Source organism: Trichocoleus sp. FACHB-6, assembly GCF_014695815.1.
GTDB classification, from domain to species: domain Bacteria; phylum Cyanobacteriota; class Cyanobacteriia; order Cyanobacteriales; family FACHB-T130; genus Funiculus; species Funiculus sociatus.
The window spans coordinates 1-17,824 of record NZ_JACJOY010000033.1 but is presented as its reverse complement, the minus strand read 5'-3'; the positions used below and the strand labels follow the sequence as shown (position 1 = coordinate 17,824).

Sequence of the window (17,824 nt, the reverse complement as noted above, 5' to 3'; positions counted from 1 at the left end):
ATCTGCCTGTAAATACAGCGATCATCTACTAAGAATTTTTCTGTAGGTAAGTAATCGTCAAAATTTGGTATAGTAGTAATCTGAATTTATGGCGGCATAGCCAAGTGGTAAGGCAGAGGTCTGCAAAACCTCCACCCCCAGTTCAAATCTGGGTGCCGCCTTTATAAAATACAACTGCCCGCCTTAGGCTCCGATCGGAGCCTAAGGCGGGCAGAATGCCCTGCCTAAAATAAATCCGGGCGCGGCATACAGGGAAGGTTCTTATTCGGGGATACCGACGAGACGACCGTCACCGGGAATTACCTTACCGATGGCATAAGCGGCAATTCCTTGGGATTCAAAGAAGTTGGTGGTTTGGTCGGCGTGGTTTGGGGGTACGAGTAGCACGAAGCCAACACCCATATTGAATGTGTTAAACATATCCATCGGGCTGACTTCCCCTGTGTCAGATAGCCACTGGAAAATAGGTGGAATTAGCCAAGATTTAGGATCAATCTGGATGGATTGATTAGCAGCGAGACAGCGAGGCAGGTTTTCTGGCAAACCACCACCAGTAATATGAGCCATGCCATGAATTTCTAATTTGGCTTTGCGTGCCGCTAGAACAGGTTTAACGTAAATCCGCGTGGGAGTTAACAAAATTTCCCCTAGGCTCTTATCGTGACCATCTAGGGGGGAGTGCAAGTCAACGCCGCTTCGCTCGACAATTTTCCGCACCAAACTAAACCCGTTGCTGTGGATACCCTGACTAGCAAGCGCGATCGCTACATCTCCCACCTGCACCTGGGAACCATCCAGTATCTGGCTTTTGTCCACAATTCCGACGCAAAAACCCGCCAAGTCATACTCGCCTTTCTGATAAAAACCCGGCATTTCTGCGGTTTCCCCTCCCAGTAAGGCGCATCCCGACTCGCGACACCCTTGAGCTATGCCCGCAACTACCTGAGTCAGCTGCTCTGGATTTAGTTTACCTGTAGCTAAATAATCCAAGAAGAATAGCGGTTCTGCGCCGCACGTCAACACATCGTTGACACACATCGCCACCAAATCAATACCTACTGTGTGGTGAGTGTTGAGCTGAAAAGCGAGCTTTAGCTTTGTCCCTACCCCATCTGTCCCAGAAACCAAAACTGGCTCCTGGTAGCCACTAGGCAGCTGAAACCAACCGCTAAAGCCGCCGAATCCACCTAAAACCTCAGAACGGTGGGTGCTTTGTACGCTTTGGCGGATTTTTTCTACAAAACTCCGCCCCGCCTCAACATCTACACCTGCTTCTCGATAATCCATGAGTTCACGCCCCGCCTCGTTTAGCGATCGCAGATCGCAGACGTATTTTACTCGGCTATGGGTTCTCCTGACGAATTATAAGCTGTTCCACATTTAATTTATTGGCAAGTTAAGCCCCAAAAGTCTTACTAGCAGTGTTTTTCCCAATGGGTAACTTGGGATTTTTGACTTTTGGTTTACTTATTCATAAACTGCCTAAATCTTTTATGAAGTTTTGATGAAGTTCTAGAAACCTGAAATTGTCCAAAACCCTAATGAAATGGAACTCATCACCGCATAAATGCGGAGATTCAAAATTAAATTTTTGATGAATTTGTCAAAACCTAGAGGAAATCCCTGATCCCCAATCCAAAAACTTCGTGATACTCTGTTTCAGTTCCTTGCACCAGGGTGAATACAGAATGAGTACGAGTTATTGATGACCGAATGGGAGCTGTCTGGCAATACAACCACCAACTAGCTCACACTTCGACTTCCAAGTACGTTTCACAACCGTTGGTATGAATCAAAGATTTTTTAGCGGAATATTTGCAGCCCTGTTAACGACGATTGGGATGACTACATCCAGTTATGCCCAGTCAGCTAAAAGGTTTGACCAAGTTTCCGAGTCCAATGTTCCTCAGACGCAGCAGACAAGTAAAAACGCCTCTCGGCAACCTGCAACTTCCAATCGGGTACAGCCGCCAGAAGTTGTCAAGGTGGGAGAATATCAATCCCAAGTCAGAATGGCTTGCCTTGCAACACGCCCTTGCAATAATTCTGTAGGTGTGGCGACCCTGTTGGATCGAGTAGTCGTAGCTAAAATTCTTCCCCATGAAGTACGAGGGTATAAAGCCGCGACGCTTTACGTCCGTAGTATCCCAATCCTGACCTTTCTGGGTTCCCGCGTGACTCCCACACAAGACACCAAGATGGGAGAAATTTTAAGCAGTGCGAGCGGTTTTCCAAAGCAGATGTCATCGGATGCCAGTAATCAAAACGATCCGGTAGCCCGTGCCACAACCGTTGCTGCTAAGCTGAATCAGTTGAGTTTAGAAAACGTAGATGCCAGTGCGATCGCTGTCAGTTGGAATGGCGACAAGGGCAGCTATGTCATTAAAGTAAACGGCGAGAAACTGGTCGAAGTTAACAGAAAAACAATATTGCCAGACACAACTCGCAACCCTGCTGTAGATGCCCTACAAGCAACCAATCGACTCCGCCGCCTGATGGGTAATGCACCGCCACTGAGGGAAATCGCCGGATTATCCAAACAACCCCAGAGGGTTGCTTACAACCCTAGAGCTAATAGAGCCGCCGCACCAACAAACAGACGGCTCACCACCAGACCAGTCATGGGCCAGAGTAGCGGTATGGCATCCTGGTATGGTTATGGATTCCACGGCTTGCGGAGCGCCAGTGGTGAAAGATTCAATCAGAATGCGATGACGGCTGCCCACCGTACCTTGCCTTTTGGGACGCAAGTGCGCGTGACCAACAGGAACAACGGGCGTTCTGTAATCGTGCGAATTAACGATCGCGGGCCTTTTATCCGAGGTCGGATAATTGATGTGTCCGCGGGTGCTGCTAAAATTTTGGGAATGACGAGCAGTGGGGTAGCGCCAGTGCAGCTAGAAATTCTAGGTCGTCCGCAGACAGTAGCCGTTGACGAAAACTAGGTTTCCACCTTCAGAGTTTTGAGTTATGAGTGTTGAGTTGATATTTTTAATTCAGCACTCCAGGCAGAAGGAACTGCCGCTACAACTCAAAACTCAAAATTATTGAAGGGGGTTTTGGTGCGCCTGTTTACGACAATTGCGGGATTGCGCTGCTACTTGGGTTTGCATCGGCAGGGCAAAAACGTCGGCTTTGTGCCGACAATGGGAGCCTTGCACGCAGGGCATATTAGCTTAATCGAAGGTGCGCGATCGCACAACGATATCGTCATAGTCAGCATCTTCGTCAATCCACTACAATTTGGCCCTAGTGAGGATTTTCAGCAATATCCTCGTTCTTTGGAGCAGGATCGGCAATTGTGCCAACAGGCTAGGGTAGATGCGATTTTTGCCCCTTCTGCTGAAGAATTGTATGGATCGGGGACTGGGGACTGGGGATTGGAGATTGGGGTAGCGCGCCTCCCAATTCCCGATTCCCAATCTCCCATCAGCACAACGGTGCTTCCACCAGAGAATATGACATCAGTTTTGTGCGGTCGCTTTCGTCCCGGACACTTTCAGGGAGTCGCAACTGTGGTGACAAAGTTGCTGAACCTGGTACAACCAAATAACGCTTATTTTGGAGAAAAAGATGCCCAGCAATTGGCGATTATTCGGCGATTGGTGGCGGATCTAAATTGGAGCATCAAGATTGTGGGTTGTCCAATAGTACGGGAAGCATCGGGATTGGCTCTCTCTTCCCGGAATCAGTATTTGACTTTAGAGCAGAAAGAGCAAGCATCGGTGTTGTATCGCTCTTTACAACAAGCCAAGAAAGCATTTCAATCAGGCGATCGCGATCGCGCTATTCTCATAGACACAGTTCAACAGGAAATTGCTATCGTACCAGAGGTACAAATCGAGTATATTGAACTGGTTCACCCCACTACTCTCATGCGTTTGGAAAAAGTTGAAGAAGCGGGACTACTAGCGATCGCCGCCCGACTGGGATCGACCCGTTTAATTGATAATGTAGTATTACGCGATCGCCAGCCGATTGTGGCGATTGATGGCCCAGCCGGGGCGGGAAAATCGACTGTAGCCCGTCAGGTTGCTAAGTCTTTAGGATTGTTGTATTTAGATACCGGGGCGATGTATCGCGCTCTGACGTGGCTGGTTTTGGAATCGGGAATCAGGGTAGATGATGAACCAAGCATAGCCGAGTTAGCCAGCCGTTCTCAGATTCAGTTAAGCACGGGTGATGATCCCCAGATTACCACTCGTGTCTGGATTAACGATCACGATGTCACCTTTGCAATTCGCTCTTTGGAGGTGACAGCGATGGTGAGTGCGATCGCTGCCCAACCATACGTCCGTCAAGAACTGGTTAAACAACAGCAGCGCTGGGGTTTAAAGGGAAGCATCGTTGCTGAAGGTCGCGACATTGGCACCCACGTTTTCCCGGATGCCGAACTTAAAATCTTCTTAACCGCATCCGTTCATGAACGGGCGCAACGCCGTCAGCAAGACCTGAAAAATCAACAGCAGCCAAACGTAAGTTTAGTGCAGCTGGAGCAGGACATTCAAGAACGCGACACCCGCGACAGCACCCGCGTCGTGGCACCCTTGCAAAAGGCAGCAGACGCTATTTTGATCGAAACTGACGGTCTGGGCATTGCCGAAGTCACTGCTCGAATTGTCAGTTTATATCATCAAAAGCTGTCTGTGTCTAGATAACTGATGTTCCTCCCAAAAACCATATTTTTCAGTAAAAGTCAACTCCCTTAGCAATTAACTTTCTTACCCGGAGCGCCCGACTGTTGGGTAGTATTTTGCAATAGGGTACAAAAAGACAAAGAAAGCTTCCTTATTAAATAGGGAAGCAATTTGCGATGCAACAAAATAGCTTTTAGCTTTTAGCGATCGCTTATACCTGTAAAAACGAACTATAGGCAGAGGATTCGCGTCACATATCCAACAGAGCTAAGGGAGGAAGGCAACCATAGATTACCGAGATACACGTAAGCATTGCCGACAAAGCTAGGGCAATGCTTACACCAAGTACGTAGCTGTAAAAAAATTGTTTGAGAAACCTGGTGTGCTGGAAGAGGCGGAGAACTTGACAAAACTCCGCCTTGATGAATGGAGGAGTGAAGGAGAGCTGACGTGGCAAAGTATGATCGATTTTCTTGGCGGGAAAAAACAACATTGATTGCTGTTGTTGCTGCCGCTAGTAGTTTTTTGGCTGGTCTCATGTTGCCGATTAATCGCCATGAGAATCATCCGTCTATTCTTTTATCTGCAACCGAAGAGTTGGGGAATCGGAATAAAGACAAAAGTGGCACTGATATAAACGCTTTGATGGCGCAGCGAGATGAGGCGTTTAACAAAGTATTCGCTCAATTGCAGCAGGAAGAAAAAGACAGAAATTTGACTTTTTCAGTCCCCAAAGCGTTTCAAGGGAAAGTATTTCAAGAAGTAAAACTAAACACTAACCAGAAAGTCATTGCCCTGACTTTTGATGACGGGCCTTCGCCTCAAGGGACGTTGCAGGTGCTGGAGATCCTGAAGAAAAACAACATTAAAGCAACATTCTTCATGATCGGGCGGAACGTGAAAAATTTTCCCCATCTGGCGAAAGCCGTAGTTGCTGAGGGACACGCCGTTGCTAATCATACCTGGAGCCACTCTTACCATCATGTAAACGAAACTGGGGCGGCCCGTGAAATTGACCGCACAGCGGCAATTATTTATGAAGCCACAGGTGTGAAGACGGCTCTGTTTCGTCCACCCGGTGGCTATCTAAACAATGGCTTGGTCGCTTACGCCCGTAAAAAAAATTACGCCGTGGCGATGTGGTCATCTGACTCTATGGACTATCGCCGTCCCTCGGTGCCAGTATTCATCAAGTCCGCGCTAAAAGGAGCCACATCAGGCGGTATGGTACTAATGCACGATGGAGGCGGCAATCGGACGCGTACGGTGCAAGCTTTACCGCAACTAATTACCGAATACCAAAAGCGCGGCTACAAGTTTGTGACTGTGCCAGAACTGATGGAAATGCAAGACAAAGAAGTTAAATTGGCAGCTGGTAAAAAATAAGGTAAAAGGCAAAAGGAATCTTTCTGTTTCTTTTGCCTTTTACATTTTATTACTGCACCGAACTGAGAACCTTTTGGGTTGCTGCTTCCGGATTAGCTTCTGGAGAATCTGCTTCACTAGGAGGCACAACCTGCCAGAACTGAGGCAAGTATTCTGACCAATTGGCAAGAATATCTTTTGCCTTCTGGCTACCTGTTCTTTCAGCGTGAAGTTCAATCAGCTCTTTGAGCTGCTGTTCTCCAGCTGGCGTTTTCACCCGTTGGATTTTGACAATCTCCAGGTTAACTTTTGGTGTAAAGCTGCCATCCTGATCGAGGAAGTAAGCTAAACCGCCTGTCATCCCGGCTCCCACGTTGCGCCCTACTCTACCCAGAACGACAATTACGCCGCCTGTCATGTATTCGCAGCAGTGGTCGCCTGCGCCTTCAATCACCGCCATTCCCTTAGAATTACGGACAGCAAACCGCTCCCCGGCTTGACCGTTAGCTAACATAATGCCGCCCGTGGCACCGTAAAGACAAGTGTTGCCGACAATCACGTTCTGAGCTGGATCGTAGGTAGCCTCCTGAGGCGGCTTGATGACAATTTCGCCACCGTGCATTCCCTTGCCTACGTAATCGTTCGCCTCGCCTTCCAGGTTGAGAGTCATGCCGGGGAGGTTAAAGGCACCGAAACTCTGACCCACACTGCCGGAGAAGTTGAGGGTAATTTGACCGCTCCAACCTGTGTTGCCATATTCAGAGGCGATCGCGCCGGCAATTCGCGCCCCAATTGTCCGGTCTGTGTTCACCACAGGCACTTCTTTGGTGACGTTAGATTGGTTAGCGATCGCATCTTTAATTTCCGAATCGCTCAGCAGTTCGTCATCTAAAACTGGCCCGTTGCTGTGTACTGGTTCATGAATCAGCCAATCGCGATTTGTGCGCGTATCTGGCAGATTGGTAAGGCAATCCAGATTCAAGCTTGTCGTCTTAGTTAATCCGGTAGGGCGCACTTTCAGCAAGTCGGCGCGACCAATCACCTCGTTTAGAGAACGATATCCCAACCGCGCCAAGAGACTCCGCACTTCTTGGGCTACAAAGTAGAAGAAGTTAACGACGTGTTCTGGCATTCCTGGGAAGCGCTTCCGCAAGTTTTCTTGCTGAGAAGCCACACCAACGGGACAGTTATTGGTGTGGCAGATCCGCGCCATGATGCAACCTTCGGCAATCATGGCGATGGAGCCGAAACCGTACTCTTCTCCACCCATCAAAGCTGCTATGATTACGTCCCAGCCGCTCTTGAAGCCGCCATCTACTCGGAGAATTACGCGCGATCGCAGTTCATTCTCCATTAGGACGCGATGCACTTCGGTTAATCCCAGTTCCCACGGGGAACCCGCGTGTTTAATTGAACTTAAGGGAGATGCGCCTGTCCCGCCATCGTGGCCCGAAATCTGGATAACATCGGCATTTGCCTTTGCCACACCGGCGGCAATGGTGCCAATACCCACTTCTGCCACCAGCTTCACCGATACCCCTGCCTTCGGGTTAATTTGGTGCATATCAAAAATCAACTGCGCCAAATCTTCAATCGAGTAAATATCATGATGCGGCGGTGGTGAAATCAGCGTCACTCCTGGCTTAGAGCGGCGCAGCATCGCGATGTAGGGGCTTACCTTTGTTCCTGGTAGCTGTCCACCTTCCCCAGGCTTTGCACCTTGGGCGATTTTGATTTCAATTTGTTTGGCACTCATCAGGTACTCTGGGGTCACGCCAAAGCGACCGCTTGCTACCTGCTTGATGGAAGAAGAAGCTGTATCTCCATTCCGCAGCCCATTGAGGTGTGGCAGAACTTGGGAATGGCCCATTTCATCCACATCATCTAGAACTTTGTAACGAACTGGATCTTCGCCGCCTTCACCGGAGTTAGATTTGCCGCCGATGCGGTTCATAGCGATCGCCAGCGTCTCGTGTGCTTCCCGCGACAATGCTCCCAAGCTCATCCCACCTGTAGCAAATCGCTTGACAATTGACTCCACAGGCTCTACTTCTTCCAGAGGAATAGAGGCGCGATCGCTCTCCAAGTCCAGCAAATCTCGCAGCGCTGTTACAGGTCGTCCTGCCAAATGCTTCTGATAAACTTCGTAGTGGTCATGTTGCGGGTTTTTCACCGCTTGATGCAGCGACTTGGCAACTTCCGGACTATTCATGTGGTACTCGCCACCCGGACGGTACTGCACAAAGCCATAGTTTTCTAGCTTCTTGCGTGGTACCTCTGGGAAAGCCGCCGAGTGGAATGACATCACTTCCTGCGCCAGTTCCTGCACGGAAAGGCCGCCTAGTCGCGATGCGGTACCCTTAAAGCCAAGAGCTAAGAGATCGCCGCCAATACCAATCGCCTCAAAAATTTGCGCTCCGCGATAGCTAGACAGCAGAGAAATCCCCATTTTTGAGAGAATTTTCAACAATCCAGCTTCTACGGCTTTGGAGTAATTTTTTTGCGCCTGCTCAAGAGTAATGTTCTTGAGTTTGCCCCGCTGCATCATATTTTGCGTCTTGGTATCGCTCCACCAATGACGCACGGTTTCTAGAGCCAAATACGGACATACCGCGGAAGCCCCGTAGCCAATTAGACAGCCAAAGTGGTGCGTACTCCAGCATTGAGCGGTATCGACAATTAAAGATGCAAAGGCTCGCAGACCTTCTTGGATCAGGTGGTGGTGTACTGCTCCCACAGCTAACAGAGGTGGAATGTAGCTGTGTTCGGCGCTCAAAGAGTTTCCGGCGCGATCGCTCAAAATCAGAATTTCTTTGCCCGCACGCACCGCCGCCGCCGCTTGCTGGCACAAATTGCGAACCGCCGCCTCTAAACCTTCTGGCCCCTTTTCGATTTCAAACAGCGTCGAGAACTTCTCTGTTGCAAAAGAGGAAGTGCTGATCTGCTCTAGCGCTGCTTCATTTAGAACCGGAGACTCTAACTTCAGTAACCGCGCATACTCTGGTTCTACCTTCAACAGGTTTCCCCGCTTCCCTAAAGAAACCGACAGGGACATCACCATCCCTTCTCGCAACGGATCAATTGGCGGATTCGTCACCTGAGCGAAGCGCTGCTTGAAATAGTCATACAGTAAGTGCGGCTTGGAGGACAGCACCGCCAAAGGAATGTCATCTCCCATACAAAAGGTAGGTTCTTTCCCAGAAGATGCCATTTCCTCAATCACCATTTCCACATCTTCTGTGGTGTAGCCAAAGGCAATTTGTTCTCTCAGCAAGCTTTGAGAGTCGAGATTTTTCTCTTCGGTAAAAGGTACGTCGGGGAGATTTTGCCGATAAGATGCCAGCCACTCACCATAAGGATGAACAGCAGCGATGCGCCCCTTAATTTCCCAGTTTTTCTGAACTTCTTGAGTTTCCAGGTCAACGGCAATCATTTGCCCCGGCCCCAGCCGCCCTTTTTCCAGAATCTCTGCTTCTGGCAAATCGATCACACCAGCTTCCGAAGCTACCACAACTAATCCATCGCGCGTGGTGCAATATCGCGCTGGCCTTAACCCGTTGCGGTCGAGAGTCGCACCTACTTTCTTGCCATCACTGAATACCAGTAGCGCTGGGCCGTCCCAAGGCTCTTGAAGTCCGTTGTAGAATTCGTAAAAGTCCACAATTTCCGGATGATTCGCCAATTCCGGCTGATTCTGGTACGCTTCTGGCACCATAATCATTAAAGCTTCCAGAGGGCTGCGACCAGTACGAACCAGCAACTCTAGCACGCTATCTAGGTTTGCCGAGTCACTATTATCTAGATCGGTTAAAGGCTTGAGTTCCTGAATGCGATCGCCCCAAATTGGATGCGTCAGATTTGCCTCTCGCGCCATTATCGAGTTTATATTCCCCAACAGCGTGTTAATTTCGCCGTTGTGTCCCAAAAGACGCATCGGCTGAGCTAGAGGCCACTTAGGCAGCGTGTTGGTGCTAAAGCGTCGGTGATAGACAGCAAAAACACTTTCATAATTGGGATTAGTTAAATCTGTATAAAAGTCGCCCAACACCGCCGACCGCACCATCCCCTTATAAATAATGGTGCGATTAGAGAACGAACAAATGTAAAACTCGTCTGACCATTTAAGGGTACTGTTAGCCTCCAGATTTTTACCTATGCGGCGACGAGCCAAAAACAGGGCGCGTTCCAACTCATCCCCAGAACCATTTTTGGAAGTACATACCAGCTGCTCAATGTGGGGCTGGTTTTCTCTAGACTGCACCCCCAGCACTTGAGGCTGCACTGGAACCTCTCGCCACCCCAGTACAGTTAATCCTTCTTCTTCCAAGGTTTTGTTGACAATTTCCTTAGCAGTGGCTCTGGTTTCGGCATCTTTGGGTAAAAACACCATTGCCACCCCTGTCTTTTCAGTCGGCGGCATTTCTATGCCTTGGGTAGCCAACCACTCACCCAACAGCTTCCAGGGAATAGCAGTCATCAAACCTGCTCCATCCCCAGAATCCCCGTCGGCGCTGCAACCACCCCGATGTTCTAGACAAGTCAGAGCGGATAAAGCCTTTGCTACCAATTCATGTGTCGGGGTTCCCTTTTGGTTGGCAATGAAGCCGACACCGCAGGCATCCCGCTCTTCCACCAACCACCTTTGACCGGGATAGGTATCTGTCGCATTTACTGCTGTTGTCTGTTGTTGATTGTCATTCACGCGATGCTCCATGAGATAATCCACGTTCTTTACTTACTGATACAGGTTTACTGATTGAAGGTTGTTAATCCTGTGGCACGACTGTGCTGATCGCAGAATTAAAATTTGAAAAACTTTTGCCAAGACTTCGCCAATGTATTTAAACATCCCTCAGTCTTCTTTTGCCCTTGACTATTCTTTTGCTTCCATAGCCTTATTTATCTAAACTTAGATGCCATTTGACCATGAAAGCTGTAACTGATGAAACTTTTATGTTTCGGCTTTTCTGCCCCAGACCCAGGGGTCGCAAAACTTTTTGCTCTTGCGATCGCAATAATATACAAGCGTCTGCACGTAAGACGCTCTGCTGGCGGAGGGTTTGCCTGAAATGGCTACTGGTGCTGAAAAATGAACCTTGTTCTAACCCGATTCAGATGCCAGCCATCTACCAAACTTACGGATTAGATATTCTATCATTTAAAAGCAAAGTTCAACACAAATTTCAACGCTAAGACTTCGATCCGGGACAAACAAATTGTAGGGGCGAGATAAACGCGAAGTCTAGACTTGGCTATAGCCACCCAATTTTAGAGTCAAATATAGAGACGCGAGATGTCGCGTCTGTGCTTCGCCCCTAATGGGTTGTTGAACAAAGCGTCTTGCCGACCCCTGTGGTCTTGCCTCCTATTATGCGGCTAAAAAAGCTTTCTTTGGAAGATAAAGTCATTGTTTTTTGATACTTGCGTCCACATCTGGGTTATTTTAGAAATCTTGATGTTGTAGAGGCGCGCCATCGCCCGATCCGGGTGTATGGCAATACTCCTGTACAAATTTTTGAACCCTACCTCAAAGAGTGACTTTGCCGGATGATCGGGAGAACAACACCAGAAACTAAAACGGTTGGTGGTCTGGGGCTATTTGCCCCCAGCCGCCTGATAGCCTTCTCGCTCCCGTCAGCGATCGCAGCATCGCTTTACGCGACAAATGTTCCTATAGGAGCAGTTCCGAATTTACCCCCATCACGCCTTGTGGTATCAGCACCAAAGGCATCGCCTCAAATAAATCGGCAGGGTAGTCAAGTATCTATAAATGGTCGAACCTTACCCGCAGCTTGGAGCCAGTGGCAGCGGGGGACATCTGTACGCACGGGAATAAGCGATGCTGGAGTGGCTCAAACACTAGGAGTAGAGCTTTTAAACACCGGGGATTTAACCAAACAGCCGATACAGTGGTTTTCTGGTGCCAACCGGCTAATTTTGGCTACCTTTCCAGTAACACCGTACCGCTATCTAGATATTACTGATTTCGCGCTCAAAAACGGTTGGAAGACGCAAATAAAGGGCAACACGCTTTTAATTACCACAAAACCAGCGCGACTGGGGGACGTTCAACAAAGTCTTCAACCGTGGGGTTCGCGCCTTGTTGTCGATCTAGACCGCCCGGCCCCTTGGCAAGTCACTCAACAAGGTCAGAATTTAGTTGTCACAATCAACGCAGCAGCCCCTCCCGCCATCTTGCAGCGCTTCCCTCCCCCTCCTCCAGAACCTAAGCCAGAGACAGAGGTAGAGGGAATAAGAAATCCCCAGCCCCCAATCGCCAATCCCCAATCGCCAATCCCCAGCCCCCAATCCCCAGCCCCCAATCCCCAGCCCCCAATCCCTGTCGTCGAAAGCACTCAGAATCAAACCACGATTCGAGTACAAATCCCAGCAGGGCTGTATCCTCGCGTTTTCAGTTTGCCCTCCCCGAATCGCCTGCTGATTGATTTTCAACCAGAAGCTATGGTAGAACGAGATATTCTCTGGGCAGAAGGAATCCGTTGGAAGCAGCAGTATGTAGCCATTACTCACCAGTCATCAGCTAACGACTCCCCGCTGTTGGATGGAGGTAGTGTTAATCCCAAATCCCAAATCCCAAATCCCAAGTCGATTGACCGCTTCCCAGTCGCATCGCTGACTATCAATCTTCGTCAAAGAGGGCTAACCCTCAAACCAATCTGGAGTAACCCTAATAGTGTTGCAGGAATCGCTCCTCTGCTGAGGACAGCCCAGTTGTGGCAGGCTTCAGCAGCTATCAACGCCGGATTTTTTAACCGCAACAACCAACTGCCTTTAGGGGCAATTAAACGAGATGGTCGGTGGTTATCTGGGCCGATTCTGAATCGAGGCGCGATCGCTTGGAATGATGCTGGTGAAGTTAAAATGGGTCGTCTGAGCTACCAGGGAGTCTTGGATATCGAAAATTCCTCAAGCTTGCCAGTCCTTTTCTTCAACAGTGCTTATGTCCAAGGGGGAATCGCCCTTTACTCCTCTGAATGGGGAGGGGCTTACACTCCCCTGACTGATAATGAAACCATCGTCGTTGTCCAGAATAACCAGGTTATAAATCAGTTACCTGGAGGCATGGCTGGGAAAATATCATTTCCCATTCCGCCGGAAAACGGTTATTTGCTGACAATCCGAGGTAAAGAAACATCTCCAGTCGGGATCTTGAGTGTCGGCACCAGGGTGCGTATCAATGAGCTTTTTTCACAACCGGACTTTGTGCGCTATCCGCAAATTGTCGGCGCTGGGCCACTTCTGGTGCAAAATCGTCAAATTGTGCTAGATGCTAAAGCTGAGCAATTTAGCGATGCCTTTATCAAAGAAGCAGCTGTTAGAAGTGCGATCGCTACCACCGCATCTGGACAACTGATGATGGTTGCCATCCACAACCGCACAGGTGGAAAAGGCCCGACATTAGCAGAAACTGCTCAGATAATGCAACAAATGGGAGCTGTTGAGGCTCTTAATCTAGATGGTGGCAGCTCTACCAGCCTCTATCTAGGGGGACAACTTATTAATCGGCCTCCCACCACCGCCGCCCGCGTTCACAACGGTCTGGGGCTTTTCCTTCAACCGGGTTTGCGATCGCCTAGCAATTAAATTTTTAAAACTTTGCTAAATAAATTATTTAGCAGAGCTTATATAAAGAGTTGATGTAGATTCGCTTAATCGGCAAATTTACTGGTGACAGGCTTTAAAGATCGTTGTTATGTTTAGCTAGGGTTGCCTAAATGTGTTAGTTCTACAATTTTTAAGAGGATTACCTCTGCATATTTATATGAGCCCTGCTAAACCTACAGCGGTTCTAAGGAGAAAAAACAATGGCTAAAGCGCAAGAAGTTTCTCAAATTACTACTTTACCTCTTCCCAACTCCATGACTATCAATGGAGTTGCTGCAACTGAATTGCGGCCTTGGGGTTCCTTCACTATTCTGGAAGAAGGACGGGGCTATAAAATCAAGCGAATTGAAGTCAAGCCCGGTCATCGGCTTAGCCTGCAAATGCACTACCACCGCAGCGAACACTGGATCGTCGTTTCAGGCACAGCTAAGGTTACTTGTGGCGATAACGAACTGATTCTGGGCAGTAATCAATCTACCTACGTTCCCCAATGTCACACTCATCGTCTAGAAAATCCGGGTGTGATTAACTTGGTGTTAATTGAGGTTCAGAATGGAGAATATTTGGGAGAAGATGACATTGTTCGTTTTCAAGATGACTACGCCCGCACTCAGCCGTCCACAAAGTAGACTGGCGAATTTAACTGGGCAAATAGTTGACCCGATTGCCTAGTTTGGGTGTTTGTTTTAATACTCGCATTGTCTTAATTCGGCAATTGGCATCCTCAACGACCATAATCTTTGATTATGGTCGTTGATTGTGAGGAATCGCTTCTAAGGTTTCCTCCCTCAACAGGTGCCAACTAAATTCAGTGACCTCAACCCGTTTTAGCTGACGAAAATAGCTATCAGGGGAAAAGGGGTGTATCGAGCAGGTTATGCTATCTGGGTACAGATTTTTCTAGCAAGAGCAAAAATTAGGCTTTAAAACCTTTAAGGCTGACAAGCCGATTAAGCGCCTGAAGGACTACCCTAGAAGAACTGCCAGAACACCGCATCAACTTCATGCTGGGAAAAACGCTCAGTGGTCGCTACCAAATTGTGAAACACTTGGGAGGCGGAGGGTTTGGTCAGACTTACCTTGCCGAAGATAAGCAACTACCTGGAAATCCGCTTTGTGTTGTCAAGCAACTCAAGCCCAAGGCTACCGATCCGGGAACCTTAGAAGTAGCACGACGATTATTTGATAGAGAAGCCCAAGTTCTATACAAACTGGGTAAACACGATCGGATTCCCCAACTTTTGGCTCATTTTGAGGAAGAACAAGAGTTTTATCTAGTTCAGGAATTCATCGAAGGGGATGAAGTTAAGCAAGAATTACCAATAGGTAAGCAGTTGCCTGAGACGGAGGTAGCTGCTCTTTTGCACGAAATCCTAAAAATATTAGAGTTTGTCCATCAGCAGGATGTCATCCACAGAGATATCAAGCCGTCCAATTTAATCAGGCGCAAGCAAGATGGCAAGATAGTTTTGATTGACTTTGGAGCTGTCAAACAAGTTAGCACTCAGGCGCTTGCCTCTGAGGGGGAAACAACTTTAACAATTGCTATTGGTTCGCCTGGTTACATGGCGAACGAACAACTCGGCGGCAAACCGCGATTTAGTAGCGATATCTATGCTGTGGGAATCCTGGGTATCCAAGCTGTCACAGGTTTACAGCCGTCACAACTGCCAGAAGATACCCAAACCTGTGAGATTGTATGGCGCGATAAGGCTCAAGTCAGCCGGCAGGTTGCAGACATTTTAGACACAATGGTGCGTTATGACTTTCGCCAACGCTACCAGACGGCGACAGAAGCTTTGGAGGCGCTCCAACAGCTCAACGAGCTACCAACACGGCACATCATCCCGGATGCGATCGCTACTGGGACGCTTCCAACATCACCAACCAGACAGCAGTATACTTCCTTTGCTTCTCAAGATACGCTGCCTACTGAGCAACCACCAGCGATCGCTACTGAAACGCTTCAAAGTTCCAAAGCACTAATCTCAACATATCCACGAAAGCCGGAAACTGTTTTTTCTACTTTCCAAAATAAAGCACCTCTGCTGATTAAAATTGGCGCGGGTTTCGCTACTGCTCTAGCTCTAAGTGTAGGAATTTACTTTTTTCAAAAACCCAATAGCTTAGAAGATACAGCGCAAAAAGTTGCCTTAGTCAATACCCTCCCTGGCCATGCTGCTGGCATTACCTCTATCGCCCTCAGTCCAGATGATAAAATTCTGGCGAGTGGCAGTCTTGACCAAACTATCAAAATTAGAAATCTCCGTACAAAAGAAATAATTTATACCCTGAGTGAGCATACTGGGTATGTTTATTCTGTTGCCATCAGCCCGGATGGACAAACTCTCGCCAGTGGTAGTGCCGATCAAACTATCAAAGTGTGGAACCTGAAAACGGGTAAACTACTCCGTACCTTGTCTGGACATACGGGAGATGTTTATTCAGTTGCCATCAGCCGAGATGGACAAACTCTCGTCAGTGGCAGTAAGGACAAGACTATTAAAGTGTGGAACCTGAAAACAGGTGAGTTAGTGCGTACCCTAATCGGAACACAGCTAGAGGAGGGGGTTAGTGATGTCGCCATTAGCCCAGATGGTCAAACTCTGTCCGGTAGTAATATTTATGACATAAATGTTTGGAATTTGGTAACGGGTGAACTGCGCCGCACTTTTGGCGGGCATATCGAGGCAGTAAGTGCGATCGCCATTAGCCGGGATAGTAAGATTCTTGCCAGTAGCAGTCCCGACGGAACAGCAAAACTCTGGAATTTGGAAACGGGCGAATTGCTAAATACTTTCCCCCATGCGTCTAGATTACCAAATGGCTCTCTATCAGGGGGAGTTTATGCTGTTGCTATCAGTCCGAATGGTCGGATTCTTGTTAGTGGCAGTGGCGGTAATGAGAATACTATTAAATTATGGAATGTGCGGACTGGGGAATTAATTCGCACACTTGAAGGGCATTCTAAGACAATTTTTGCACTTGCTATTAGTCCCAATGGGCAGACGATTTACAGTGGTAGCCTGGACGGAACAATTAAGATTTGGCAATCGCCCTAAATTATCTGATTTTGAATGCAAGTATTTTAAAGCGTCAGTATTCATCGGGTAATGTTTAGCCGCTCAACCTAACCTACAATCTTTGACTAAGTAGCACCGAGCGATCACAGATTTTTTGTATTTCATAAATTTCAAGGCTAAACTAGCAGACAAGTATATTCAAAATTGAAAAACTGTCATGCTATTTAAAACGCTCAGCGGTCGCTACCAAATTGTGAAACACTTGGGAGGCGGCGGATTTGGACAAACTTACCTTGCCGAAGATAAACAACTACCAGGGAATCCGCTTTGTGTTGTCAAGCAACTCCAGCCCAAAGCTACCGATTCATTCACTTTAGAGGTAGCGCGACGATTATTTGATAGGGAAGCGCAAGTTCTTTACAAGCTGGGCAACCACGACCAAATCCCCCGGCTTTTGGCGCATTTTGAAGAGGATAAAGAGTTTTATCTAATCCAAGATTTCATCGAAGGTCATGAAATCAAGCAAGAGTTACCAAGCGATAAAAAGTTTAGTGAAACTCAAGTTATTGCTTTATGCCGCGAAATTTTAAAAATTTTAGAATTTGTCCATCAGCAAGATGTCATTCACCGGGATATCAAGCCTTCAAATTTAATTCGGCGCAAGCAAGATGGGAAGATAGTCTTAATTGATTTTGGAGCAGTCAAACAAGTTAGCACTCACGAAGGCAATAATGACGGAAATACAACTTTAACAGTTTCTATTGGTTCACCTGGTTATATGCCGAACGAACAACTCGGCGGTAAACCGAGGTTTTGTAGCGATATTTATGCAGTGGGGATGCTAGGAATTCAAGCGCTTACAGGGATAGCACCGTCCCAACTGCCAGAAGATCCTGCAACGGGTGAAACTATTTGGCGCGACAAAGTGCAAGTTAGCCAGCAGTTCGCCCAGGGTAAGAGCATCTTAATCAGTCTTGACACAAGGAATCAGAAGAATCTAAGGTAGGGTCAAGAAAACAAGAACTGAGAACTTGAATCATATAATCATCATCCATAGCGTCTCGTTTACTCTTTTGCCTGAGACTACGTTTGTAAGTCTGTTCTCGGTTAAGAGCATTGAGAGCAATGCGCCGTAGAAGAGCAAAATTCTGAGGACTGTGGAAAGAACGAATA

8 protein-coding genes, 1 tRNA gene and 2 pseudogenes are annotated in these 17,824 nt (G+C 47.9%); 8 read left to right on the top strand and 3 right to left on the bottom strand.

Annotation, left to right across the window (positions count from 1 at the left end; all coding sequences use genetic code 11):
- The first annotated feature begins 90 nt into the window (after positions 1-90).
- Positions 91-161: transfer RNA gene (locus H6F66_RS06960), tRNA-Cys, on the top strand.
- 100 nt (positions 162-261) lie between these two features.
- Here the strand turns inward: H6F66_RS06960 and purM are convergent.
- Positions 262-1,287, bottom strand: a complete 1,026-nt coding sequence (gene purM / locus H6F66_RS06955) for a phosphoribosylformylglycinamidine cyclo-ligase (RefSeq protein WP_190419599.1) — start codon at positions 1,285-1,287, stop codon at positions 262-264.
- 500 nt (positions 1,288-1,787) lie between these two features.
- Here purM and H6F66_RS06950 point away from each other — a divergent pair, with 500 nt between their 5' ends.
- From H6F66_RS06950 to H6F66_RS06940, 3 genes are all read left to right on the top strand, one after another.
- Positions 1,788-2,945: a septal ring lytic transglycosylase RlpA family protein gene (locus H6F66_RS06950; RefSeq protein ID WP_190419598.1), complete on the top strand. Its 1,158-nt coding sequence runs from the start codon at positions 1,788-1,790 to the stop codon at positions 2,943-2,945.
- A gap of 117 nt (positions 2,946-3,062) precedes the next feature.
- Positions 3,063-4,658 (top strand): bifunctional pantoate--beta-alanine ligase/(d)CMP kinase, encoded by a 1,596-nt coding sequence (locus H6F66_RS06945; RefSeq protein WP_190419596.1) that lies wholly within the window; start codon positions 3,063-3,065, stop codon positions 4,656-4,658.
- A 429-nt stretch (positions 4,659-5,087) separates the two neighbouring features.
- Positions 5,088-6,023 carry a polysaccharide deacetylase family protein gene (locus H6F66_RS06940; RefSeq protein WP_199295398.1) on the top strand — a complete coding sequence of 312 codons (936 nt, stop codon included), beginning with the start codon at positions 5,088-5,090 and terminating at the stop codon, positions 6,021-6,023.
- Positions 6,024-6,072: 49 nt separating this feature from the next.
- Here the strand turns inward: H6F66_RS06940 and H6F66_RS06935 are convergent, their stop codons facing one another.
- Positions 6,073-10,716, bottom strand: coding sequence for a glutamate synthase-related protein (locus tag H6F66_RS06935; protein WP_190419701.1), 4,644 nt, complete (start codon positions 10,714-10,716; stop codon positions 6,073-6,075).
- An 833-nt stretch (positions 10,717-11,549) separates the two neighbouring features.
- Here H6F66_RS06935 and H6F66_RS06930 point away from each other — a divergent pair.
- The 4 genes and pseudogenes from H6F66_RS06930 to H6F66_RS06915 form a co-directional block, all read left to right on the top strand.
- Complete coding sequence (locus H6F66_RS06930) at positions 11,550-13,607, top strand: phosphodiester glycosidase family protein (protein WP_190419593.1); 2,058 nt, start codon at positions 11,550-11,552, stop codon at positions 13,605-13,607.
- A 221-nt stretch (positions 13,608-13,828) separates the two neighbouring features.
- Positions 13,829-14,257: a phosphomannose isomerase type II C-terminal cupin domain gene (locus tag H6F66_RS06925; protein ID WP_190419591.1), complete on the top strand. Its 429-nt coding sequence runs from the start codon at positions 13,829-13,831 to the stop codon at positions 14,255-14,257.
- 375 nt (positions 14,258-14,632) lie between these two features.
- Positions 14,633-16,690, top strand: a complete 2,058-nt coding sequence (locus H6F66_RS06920; RefSeq protein WP_190419589.1) for a serine/threonine-protein kinase — start codon at positions 14,633-14,635, stop codon at positions 16,688-16,690.
- Positions 16,691-16,868: 178 nt separating this feature from the next.
- Positions 16,869-17,600: pseudogene (locus H6F66_RS06915) on the top strand (serine/threonine-protein kinase); the annotation flags it as partial.
- 19 nt (positions 17,601-17,619) lie between these two features.
- On the opposite strand, the pseudogene H6F66_RS27980 reads toward H6F66_RS06915, so the two are convergent.
- A pseudogene (locus H6F66_RS27980) lies at positions 17,620-17,824 on the bottom strand (ISAs1 family transposase); the annotation flags it as partial.